The organism is Robinsoniella sp. (assembly GCF_034124845.1).
Genome location: NZ_JAWYAJ010000543.1, coordinates 1 through 11,545 on the forward strand (window position 1 = coordinate 1; position 11,545 = coordinate 11,545).

The 11,545-nt window shown below is 42.7% G+C and carries 8 protein-coding genes and 1 pseudogene; all 9 read right to left on the minus strand.

Annotation, left to right across the window (positions count from 1 at the left end; all coding sequences use genetic code 11):
• Window positions 1-1,229, minus strand: a 1,229-nt coding sequence (locus ACH2DQ_RS27030) for a glycoside hydrolase family 3 protein (protein ID WP_395028684.1), incomplete at its 3' end; no start/stop codon positions are given.
• Between the two features lie 18 nt (window positions 1,230-1,247).
• Window positions 1,248-1,418, minus strand: a pseudogene (locus ACH2DQ_RS27035) (fibronectin type III-like domain-contianing protein); the annotation flags it as partial.
• A gap of 190 nt (window positions 1,419-1,608) precedes the next feature.
• Window positions 1,609-2,625, minus strand: a complete 1,017-nt coding sequence (locus ACH2DQ_RS27040; RefSeq protein WP_394911109.1) for a hypothetical protein — start codon at window positions 2,623-2,625, stop codon at window positions 1,609-1,611.
• A 331-nt stretch (window positions 2,626-2,956) separates the two neighbouring features.
• Window positions 2,957-4,516: a response regulator gene (locus ACH2DQ_RS27045; RefSeq protein ID WP_395028685.1), complete on the minus strand. Its 1,560-nt coding sequence runs from the start codon at window positions 4,514-4,516 to the stop codon at window positions 2,957-2,959.
• Complete coding sequence (locus ACH2DQ_RS27050; RefSeq protein WP_394911106.1) at window positions 4,517-6,349, minus strand: sensor histidine kinase; 1,833 nt, start codon at window positions 6,347-6,349, stop codon at window positions 4,517-4,519.
• Between the two features lie 115 nt (window positions 6,350-6,464).
• A complete protein-coding gene (locus ACH2DQ_RS27055; RefSeq protein ID WP_394911105.1) occupies window positions 6,465-7,313 on the minus strand; it encodes a carbohydrate ABC transporter permease in 849 nt (282 codons plus the stop codon).
• 3 nt (window positions 7,314-7,316) lie between these two features.
• Window positions 7,317-8,219 carry a carbohydrate ABC transporter permease gene (locus ACH2DQ_RS27060; RefSeq protein WP_394911104.1) on the minus strand — a complete coding sequence of 301 codons (903 nt, stop codon included), beginning with the start codon at window positions 8,217-8,219 and terminating at the stop codon, window positions 7,317-7,319.
• Between the two features lie 148 nt (window positions 8,220-8,367).
• Entirely contained in the window at window positions 8,368-9,786 is a 1,419-nt protein-coding gene (locus ACH2DQ_RS27065) for an extracellular solute-binding protein (RefSeq protein WP_394911103.1), read from the minus strand.
• A 368-nt stretch (window positions 9,787-10,154) separates the two neighbouring features.
• A partial coding sequence (locus ACH2DQ_RS27070) for an alpha-amylase family glycosyl hydrolase (RefSeq protein ID WP_395028686.1) occupies window positions 10,155-11,545 on the minus strand: 1,391 nt, incomplete at its 5' end.

Below are 11,545 nucleotides of genomic sequence, written 5' to 3' on the forward strand. Positions count from 1 at the left end.
CAGAGGCCGCTGCCTTCGGAGTACAGAACGCGGATATCATCACCTGCTTCATCCTGAATGCCTTCTAATACCGTAATGTATCTGGACGCTGTACCATGATAATTTCCAATCAGTGCCACCCGGCTGTCAGCATTTGGTCCAATTACGCCAATTGTATTTATCTCGCTCTTCTTAAGGGGCAGCACGCCGTTATTCTTTAATAAAACAGCGCTTTTTCTGGCTGCATCTCTGGCAAGCTGTATATGTTCTTTACATTCCACAACTTCATATGGAATATCGTCATATTCACTTCCATCAAATAATCCCAGGAGAAATCTGGTTGTAAACAAACGCTCTGCAGCCTGTGTTATATCTTCTTCTGTCACCAGACCTGCCTGATAAGCCTTTAAAATATGCAGGTATGTATTTCCGCAATTCACATCGCATCCTGCTTTCAGTGCCATTGCTGCTGATTCTTTTGCGTCCTGAGTAATTCTGTGATTTTCATGAAAATCCTTTATTGCCCAGCAATCGGATACGAAATGTCCCTGGAATCCCCACTGGTCTCTTAAGATATCACGTATTAAAGTGTTGCTTCCGCAGCAGGGTTCTCCATTTGTCCGGTTATAAGCTCCCATCACAGACTCTACCTCTGCTTCTTTCACAAGTGCTTCAAATGCAGGAAGATAAGTTTCTCCCATATCCTTTTTACTCGCCACTGCATTAAATTCATGGCGCAATGCTTCCGGTCCGCTGTGTACAGCATAGTGTTTTGCACAGGCTGCTGTTTTCATTACCTCTTTGTCACCCTGCAGCCCTTCTACAAACGCAACGCCCAGGCGGCTGGTCAGGTATGGATCTTCTCCATAGGTTTCATGTCCCCTTCCCCATCTGGGATCCCTAAAAATATTCACATTGGGAGACCAGAAAGTAAGACCTTTATATATATCCCGATCCCCTTTCCGGGAATATGCATTGTATTTCGCACGTCCCTCTGTGGCAATGGTATCCGCAATTTTTTTCATCATCTCATCGTCAAACATGGCTGCCATGCCGATTGCCTGAGGAAAACTGGTTGCTGTTCCTGCTCTGGCAACACCGTGCAGTGCTTCATTCCACCAGTTATACGCCGGAACGCCTAATCTGTTAATTGGCGGCGCATCGTATTTTAACTGTGAGGCTTTTTCTTCCAGTGTCATCTGTGCTACCAGTTCTTTTGCTTTCTTTCTTGCTTCTTCTCTGTTTCTCATAAATATCCTCCAACATTATCACATATTTTCTGCTTCAACAATCTGAATTCCCACGCATAGAAGATCCGCTGCCGCCGATGATTTCCCAATATAAGCGACATAATCAGCAGCCTCCACGATCCATGTTCTTTCTTCTGTATTATAATATGCCAGCTCTTTTGCTGCAATCAGAATAGAGACTCGTTTTGTTTCCCGGGGTGCGTCAGCAGATGGTCAATACGATCAATTTGAATATATTCTCCCATACAGTTCTCCCTCTGCGTCCTCACGCTCATAAGATTTTAAGTTAGTAACACTATAACACAGGGGAAAATTGAAAAACATTAAATAAAATGACTATTATCTATAAAATATTATCCTGTTTCATTATTTCCTCCTCCTATGTAGTAGAATTATCGTGGGATTCATATGCTTCTAATGCTGCTGCCGCTTCACTGTCTGTCATGTGATACTTGTCTTTGATTTTTGCTTTTATCTCACCCGGGGATAAATAAAATTCCTGACAGATTGCAATCATAATCCTCACGGCTTCCTCTTTCGTTTTTTGAACTCCAATTTCCATGCCTTTACGCTGTCCAATTTCCATGCCTTTACGCTGTCCAAGCTCCATTCCCTCAGCAAAACTATCTCTTTTTTCATTCTCTATGTGCCAGTCTTCATCATATTCCGTTAAAATCATTTGCTTCACCTCTCCCTGATTCTTTCTCAGTATGTCCGCCAGAATTCCCTCTGCAATGCACTCAGCAACTGCTCTGTCCGCTGCATCTTCCAATGACATTTCCGTCAGGTATGCTCGCATTTTCGATACAAAACAGGCATACTCCATTAATTTTCTGCACTTTTCCATCAGCTCCCTGTTGTGGCCCAGATTAATGTTCAGCATCACTACTTTACATTCCAGACTTGCCAGTGCCTTTTTCTGATGGTTGAAAAAGGCATCCGATAAATATAATTCCCTTCTGTCAGGTTCTTCCTGCATACCATTATAAAATACGATATATTGTGGAAGCGGAATCTTAACCAGTGTACTTTTGTAAATGTCCTGCCCGTTCTCCGCCAGAAACCCCTGAAGCAGTTCTGCAAAGTAAAACAGTCCTCTCAGTGGCATATTCGGATTAAAAGTAGCCTGATGTTCATAGAGATTCAGCATATTACCAATCAAAAAAGAAACATCATTTTTCATCCTCATATATACCACATCATCCAGTGTATTAATCTGAAGCCCCGTTTCATCCTGATAATCGGTGTGATTAATTGCATTATACAATTGCAGCAAATCCTTTTTTTCCTGAAATACTAACCGGAACAGACGATCCTTATACTTTCTGTTGATCCGGTATTTCCCCCATAAATGCTGCTTTTTGTGGGGCCTATCCTTATTTTTTAAGTCCCTCATTCTACTGCCTCCATATCTTTATATATTTTCCGGCAGAAAACAGGCACCTCAAAACACTGCACTCTAACTTCAATCATGATGTAACACCCCGCTTACAAATAGCTGTTTTTAAATATTAATGCAAATACCTGGAGTGTGTTAATTAGGATAATGGAATATTGTACGGAACCGTACTGTTAAGAATCCCTGGAATTTATATCAGAATCTTAGAAATGGTGCGGCTTTCTGCCGCTGGTAAGTTTATTATAGCAAAGGGATGGTTTATACGCAAGCAGTTTTTCAGGAATTTCTTCAGAGAATGGAACCCCCATTCCATTCTCTTTTTATGTTCTTATACCCGCACATTCTCCCTATACTTCGTAGGCGAAACCCCTGCATGTTTTTTAAATGCCAGCGAAAAGTAATTCGTATCCCGGTATCCTACCAGCATGGCAATCTTTCCAGTCTTCATATTTGAAGTTTCCAGTAAGAATTTTGCCTTTTCTATCCTTTTTCGCACAATATACTCGTTGCACCCCTCCCCGCAGACCTTTTTAAACAGCCGCGAAAAATAATTGGGCGTAATATAGAGGTCAGCTGCTATATTTGCCACAGACAGCTCTTCCCCCAGATACTGATCTATATATTTCTTCGCCTTTGATACAATCTCATGGATGTTTAACTCCTCCCTGCTGAACAACTGCACGATATAACTCCGGGTAATCTCGCAGGCTTCCTCCCGCTGGGCATGGAGCAGGGACTGAAGAAGCGCATTAATTTTACTGTCTGTTGCTTCCCCCGAATCGCTGATATAGGAAAAATACAGTACCGATGCTATTTCAAAGCAGCATCTGCGGACATAGGCACTGGATAAGTTATATGACTCTGTCGCCTTACAAAAGGTCTGAAATGCTTTCAAAACATAATCAGAGTTTCCTACATTAGCCGTCATGACATTTTTTAACTCCATATAAATCTGCTGGAACATGGAAACTCTGCTCTGGGCATTATAGGACTGGATAATCTCGTGGATATTTTCTTTTTCATGCTCCAGCAGATATTTGGCATCGTTATAGGAGACATAGAGATTTTTAAATCCTTCCACACTGCTTCCAATCACCGCCTTTGGCATACTGTTGAATTCATCTTTTAAAATATGATTCAGCTGTTCTACCCGTTCCACTGTCTCATCTGCCTGTTCCCCGGAAAAATACGCCAGAATTATTTTCCCATCATCATCCATGAAGGTAATTCCTTCTTCCCTTGCATCCACCATGCCAATGCAGATATTTTTAATGGACATGGCACGGAAATTTTCTGATATATCCCGATTATCTGCGTACAGGGTGGGCACCAGTATCACAACCTGTAATTTCTGATTCTCTGCATAGCGGTTCTCCAGCAGAAGATTCTGGAATCCGTTCCAGTCTGTCAAACAGTTATGTACAAGATCCCGCATATACTCCTCAAGCTGCATCTGGGCTGATGCCCCCTGGGTACGCTGCATACGGCTGGCAAGCTTCTTCTCCTGATTCTTCTGATCCAGATATTCCACCTGGTCTTTCATCAGCTGAGTCAGAAGATCCTCATCTATGGGCTTTAATAAAAAGTCCACGACCTGCATCCTCAGGCATTCACGGGCATAATCAAAGCTGTCATAGCCGGTGAGCACCACAATACGCATATCGTTCTTTATAGCTTTTACCTGTTCAATCAGCTGCAAACCGGTCATCTCCGTCATCTGAATATCTGTGATCATCACATCTGGCATATGTTCTTCTATCATCTTCAATGCCTCATTTCCCGAAGCGGCAGCGAATACCTCCTGGAACCCGATAGCATTCCAGGGAATTATATTTTTAATTCCCATCCGAATAATTTTTTCATCATCCACAATCAACACTTTATACATTCAAAGTACCCCCTTGTACTGTATTTCCTGCTCCAGAGGCAGGCGTATCCGCACTGTGACGCCTCCCTGCTCATTACAGCTGTAGCGCAGCCCGTATCCTTCCCCATACAGAATCTCAATCCGTTTATTCACATTTCTCACTCCATATCCAAAGGATTCATCATACTGAGAGATAGAAGCATTCATTTCATCAATCTGTTCCCCTGTCATTCCGGTTCCACTGTCAGCCAGAATAATTATGATATCCTCCCCTTCCTGCTGCGCCCGGATAGTGACCTTTCCTTTTTTACCTTCCTTTATCTTCAGTCCATGATATATAGAGTTTTCAATTAACGGCTGGAGGGTCATTTTGGGGATCTTTACCTTAAAATACAATTCCTCTACTGCAATATCACTTTGGATGATATGGTCATAGCGGATATTCTGGATGGTCAGATAACTTTTGATATGTTCCAGTTCCTGGGAAAGCTGGATAATGTCCTTTCCTTTACTCAGACAGATCCTGTAATAACTTGCCAGGGCTTTTACCATGGTTGAACTTTCCAGATCTCCATTGGCAAGGGTCTGCCAGTGGATACAATCCAGCGTATTATACAGAAAATGCGGCTGTATCTGGGATTGCAATGCATTAAAACGAATCTGTTCCATCTGATGCTGCTCTACCTTTACCTGCTCCATAAGCTCCACAATGCGGTCCATCATCTCATTAAATCCATGGGATAATTTCTGGAAATCCTCTCCCATTTTTTCTTCTTTAATGCGGGTGTCAAATTTCCCCTCCGATACGCTGTCCATCTTGCTGATCACTTTATCCAGGGGCTGATATGCCTTGTGGACGATCCGGCTGCTCTGCACCAAAACGATTACTACTAAAAACAGTATCACTACGGAGAGCATCGCCATTGTCATGATGCTGTCCTTATACAATTCAAATTCCGGAATCACCATTACCATATAAAAATCCCAAATACCCAGTCTCTTATAGAGGTATAGTTTCCCCGACTCTTTAAAATTTCCCTCCGTGCCTGTAAGAAGATTCTTATAATCCACCTCATCCATGACGGAATTCGGTTCGGATGAAGTCACAACATTTCCTTCCAGCCCCACCAGGCAGGTGATAGAATCAATTTTCCGGTTCGCTTTACTGCCGATCTGAATCAGGGTTGTTTCATTAATATTCATGCACAAAAGCCCCAGCTTTTTTCCTACATAACTGGTATCATAGATGGGCTGATAGATATTGAGGGTATACTTGCTGCCCCTGAAGTAAGCATTGTTATAGGTATACTGCATTTCTCCATAACCCGCAAAGCTGCTGTTGTCGTAATCCTCCTGGTAGGTTTCCAAAAAACCCGTGACGGCCAATCCATTGTCCCCTTTATACAGATAGCTGCCATTACCCGATACCACCCCCAGAAAATTAAGATTCGACTGCAGGTTCTTCACGTTAGCCAGTGTATTAGTAGCCTTGTTCGTATTTTCAACCTGGGCCAGGGCAGCCTGGGCTTTTTCCTCGCCGCTTGTTGCACTGCTTTTATCTTTATTACTTCCCGGGGCATTATTTGATTTTAAATATGCCTGAATATTTTTATCCATGACAATTGACCAGGCGATTGCCTTATAATTGTTCAAGCCATTCTGATAATTCTCCGCCAGGGTATTAATCTGTTCCATAGCAAGTGCCATCGTCTTTTCACGGACGGATTTTACAGAAGATATTGTAGAAATGATCAAAATGCACATCGTACTGACGACAACCGCCATAGACAGGAAAAACTTCATCTTTTTGTCAAAATTCATACGTTCAAAATATATTCTCAAATTTTTAAACATCGCACCACCTGCTTATTCTTTTAAAGTACACAAACGATTCCACCCAGGGCATGTTTGAAAATTGTTTTCCATCACGCTCCAGAGGTGAAATCGTCTTATGAGTTTTATGAAATTATCAGCCTTTTACCGCTCCCGCTGTCATTCCTTTTACCAGCTTATCCTGGAAGAAAATAAACATGATAATCATCGGCAGTACCGTAAGTGTCAAAACCGCCATAATCATCGGCGTATTCATCGAATACTGTCCCTGGAATTCCCAGACTGCCAGGGGCAGGGTTCTGTTCTGTGTAGACTGGGTCAGCGTATAGGCAAAGCTGAACTCATTCCACATATTCACACCATTGTAAATTGCCAGGGTTGACAGACCGGGTTTTGCCAGGGGCAGGATCATCTTAAAAAACATTTTGTATTTATTACATCCGTCAATTTCCGCTGATTCCTCAATCTCTCTTGGAATCCCCTGCATAAAACTGGTGAGAATAAAAACCGAAATAGGAACTGCAAATGCCACATATGGTCCGATCAGCGCCCAGATGCTGTCATACAGCCCGGTGCTCTGGGACATCTTAAATACCGGAATCAAAGTAATATGTATGGGTATGGACATACATGCCACAATCAATGCATAAAGGGGATTGGCAAGCTTAAATTTAAATCTCGCAAGTGGATACGAGGCACAGGCAGAGATAAACAACAACGTCGTCAGGGAAACCGCCAGTACAATCACACTGTTTCCAAAAAACTTCCAGAAATTACCCGCAAATACTGCCTGGTAATTTGCCGTATTAAACGAATCCGGCAGGCTGAAAATACCTTTTACCAGCATTTCAAATTTTTCTTTGAAGGAATTCAAAACCATAAACACAAATGGCATGAATGAAATAATCAGATAAAATAATGCAAAGATTAAGGCAATAACCCAGCAAACCACACTTTTCAATTTAGATTTTTTATATTGATCCATGAATTACGCCTCCTTTTTTCCATTTAGTATTTTCATTGTAATAAGCGATACCAGGGTAATCAGGATAAACATTCCCCCTGCCACTGCTGAGCCATATCCCATATTGAACGTCTTGAATGATTGTTTATACATATAGGTAGCCATTAACTCCGTAGAAGTACCGGGACCTCCGCCGGTCATTACGTAAATCAAATCAAAATATTTCAGGGAACCTACCATAGACAGAATTGCCGCGCTTTTCATGGATGGCACTAATAAAGGAAGTGCTATTTTCCAAAAATACTGTCCTCTTGTTGCCCCGTCAATGCGGGCAGCTTCAAATACATCATAGGGTACATTGGTAAATGCAGCCATGAAATAAACCATATAGAATGGTGTAAACTGCCAGCAGATTACGCCGATAACCGTCAATAATGCAGTCTGGGGATTGCCCAGAAGGTCAATGTTGCCGCCTCCGAAGACCTTGGAGATTGTACTGATGATCCCGCCGTTTGTCGCCAGGGCATAAGAAAAAAGGAAACCAATCGCTACCGATGACATTAACAGAGGAATGAACCAGAGCACTTTAAATAAATTCATTTTCTTTCCGCCAAAATCCAGAAATGTTGCCAATGCCAGGCCGATTGGAATCTGAATCACAATAGAAAGTATCATAATCTCAATATTATTTCGAAAGGCAATCCAAAAACTGCTGTCTTTGATCAAAGTTGACCAGTTTCCCATCCCAATAAATGTTTTGCCGGAAGAGATGCCATTCCATTTATAAAGACTGGTGTTAAACGTATCCAAAATGGGATAAAAAATAAATATGATCAGTAAAATTAGTACCGGTGCCAAAAATATGGCTGCTGCCTTTCTGGTAGCTCTTTGTCTTTGTTTCAGCAGGGAAACCTCTTTAACATCCATCGAATAACCTCCTTTTTTGAAAGGAGGACTCTATCGCGTTTTTGAGTCCCCCTGATTTCTGCTGTTAGTTCTGCTGTTAGTTCTGTTGTTGCTTCTGTTGTTGCTTCTGTTGTTGCTTCTGTTGTTGCTTCTCTGCTGTTATCTGCTTCTATTTGTCAGCCAGATAACTCTGCATTGATTCCTGAAGCTTCTTATTTGCTTCATCCGGAGTCATGGTAAGTCCAAAGATCTCCTGGCAGGTATCTTTATGCACTTCTGCTACTGCAGGCGGGAGGTACTGGTCATACCACAGCTGTGTAGAAGATGCGTCATTTGCTGCTGTCAGAATATCTTTTGCAACCGGGTCTGTGATCAGGGATTCCACACCTTTTACCGGTGGGATCTTGCCCTTGTCAACCATTAGCTTCGTTGCTTCATCATCGTAATAATGTTCCGCACATTCAAAAGCTGCTTTTAACTTGTCATCGGTACAGTTAAAGGAAATAAACTGATCACCGATTGTTCCGATCTGAATTGATGCATCCGCCTCAGAACCGTCTACTGCCGGGAATGAGAACCAGCCAATCTTTTCATAGAATTCCTTGCTGTCATTCTGGAAGTTGCCGGTATACCAGGAACCGCATAATAACATTGCTGCCGACTCCTGATACATGAGCTGTCTTGCCTGTCCGTCATCTTCGCTTAAACTGTTAACCCCTTCCGGGAAGTAGCCTTTCTTTACCCAGTCCTGGATCTTGTCACCTGCATATTTAAAGCATTCATCTTCAAAAGATCCTGTACCGTCCGCAGCTTTGCTGAATGGCTCCAGTCCGCCGTAACGGGTTGCCAGACTCATGAAATACATGGACCCGGTCCATTTGGAAGCATTTGCAAGGGCAAATGGTGTAATTCCGTTTTCCACAAAAGTATCACAGACTTTTTCCAGCTCCGAAACCGTCTTCGGTACTTCCAGGTTATATTTCTCAAACATTTCCTTATTATAGAAAATACCGGAAATAGATACATTCAAAACAGGGACAGCATAAATATGATCTTTGTAGGTAGATTGAGCGACTGCTGCATCCATTGCCTTTTCTTCTACCTTACTGCCTTTAAACAAATCATCAATAGGCTGGCCGTATCCGGAGTCAATGTATTCATACATTGGACCGCCTGACCAGCTGGTATACATATCCGGACATTCGCCGGAACTCATGGCGATAACCAGTTTTTCTTTGTAAGTATCATTCTGGGTTGGAACAGATGTAACCGTATAACCGGACTGTGTCTCAGAATTAAATTTATCCACCGCATACTGCATAATTGATTTATCCGGGTCTTCCGTACCGATATTCCAGAAAATAATCTCTTTGCTGCCGTTATCCGAGCCCGCGGCTGCTTTGCTTTCACCTGAATCTCCGGTTTCGCTGCCGGTAGCCGCGTCTGTTCCTGCAGTATCCGCTGCTGCCTGTGTTCCTCCGTCTGCCGTTCCTGCTCCTGAATTGGAACCGCCGCATCCGGCACATAAGCCTGCCGTCATAACTGCTGCCATTGACAATGATACAAATGCTCTCCATCTCTTTTTCATTGTGTATCCTCCTTTTTCTTTACAAATCCCCGGCTGTTCCTAAAGTTAAGCCTTTTGATCTACCAGGTTTGTTTTACGGTAAATACATATTATCACATGATACGAATAAGCGAAATTTAATAAAATGTCTGAAATATATAATTTTCTTACTTGTTGGAAAATCTTAGAGCGTATTTTAAAATTGCATTCTGGTATCTATACGTTACGATTGTGGGAGATGTCCCGGATAAAGGACGACAAGCGTACTATGTAACCCGCAAGACATGCTTTGTACACTATTCTTTTAAAAATCAAAAAAGAGAAAAAACAGATTTTCTGTCTTTTCTCTTCCTATTTTATATTCTTTTAACTGTACTCCAGCCAGCAAGCTAAAACCGCTCTTTCGGCTCCTGATCAGGCCATTCTGTTTTCACACATTTCAAGATCATTGCAGATGTCCTGGACATGCTGACAGTTACGCTGCCTCTGCAGATGTCATATACAAGCGGCTCCTTCGTATACCCATGCTCATCTGTCATAATCAGGCGAATCAGACGGTCTGAATTAGCAATATCTGCCTGCCACACCGGAATGGAAAATTCCTGCTGACCATCGCTGTTGTTAAATACTACGATAATCTGTTCATCTGCCGAAAACCTGCCATAGCTCAGGCAATGGCGTCTGCTGTTTAAAAACTTCAAAGAACCATGGGTAAGTACCTTGTTCTCTTTATGGATCTGAATCATTTCCTTATGGTAACGGATCAATTCCAGATCTTCCTGGCCCCAGGGATAAGTTCTTCTGTTATCCGGGTCCGTGAATCCGCAGACACCCGCTTCATCTCCATAATAGATGGTAGGCGCTCCCGGCCAGGTCATCTGCATGATTACGGCCTCACGCAGCACTGCCTTGTTAATAAAGTTCTCAGCAGCCTCATATCCCAGATTCGCCACACGGCCTACACAGTGGTTGGTACGAGTCAGGAACCGGGAATGGTCATGATTGGACAGCTCATTCATGGCTACCTGCAGGGACGGCGCCAGGAAATTAGACATATGGTGGGTCATGGCTCCAACAAAGTTTTCATGGTTTCCCAGCATATCTTCACGGTATTCATCGCTGTGCTTTTCCATTCCGGTAAAAAACCAGGTCATCGGTTCCATAAAAGCATCATAATTCATAACCGTATCCCATTCATCCCCTTTGAGCCACATTCCTGCATCTCCATAGTGTTCCGCCAGGATCAGCGCATTAGGATTGGCTTTCTTCACAACCTTTCGGAACTCCTTCCAGAATTTGTGGTTGTATTCATTACTGAATCCCAGATCTGCAGCTACATCCAGGCGCCATCCATCCACATTATAAGGAGGAGAAACCCATTTTCCCGCAATCCGCATTATATATTCATATAATTTCTCAGACTCTTCATAAGCCAGCTTAGGCAGGGTATCGTGTCCCCACCAGCCGTCATAATATGCGTTATAAGGCCACTCATGTTCGTTGTTAAACTTAAAAAAGCTCCGGTAGGGACTGTCTTTGTCAATATAAGCTCCTTTTTCATACCCCGGCTGTTTTTCATAGATCCGTTCCCGATCCAGCCATTTATTAAAGGAACCGCAGTGGTTGAACACACCATCCAGAATAATCTTCATTCCCCGGCTGTGCACTTCCTCAACAAGCTTTGCAAAAAATGCATTGCTCGCCTCCAGATTCTTCTTATCTGTAACCCGTTTAATATATTTCGTAGCATGGGTGTTATCCTTATCCCAGGGTTCCAGCA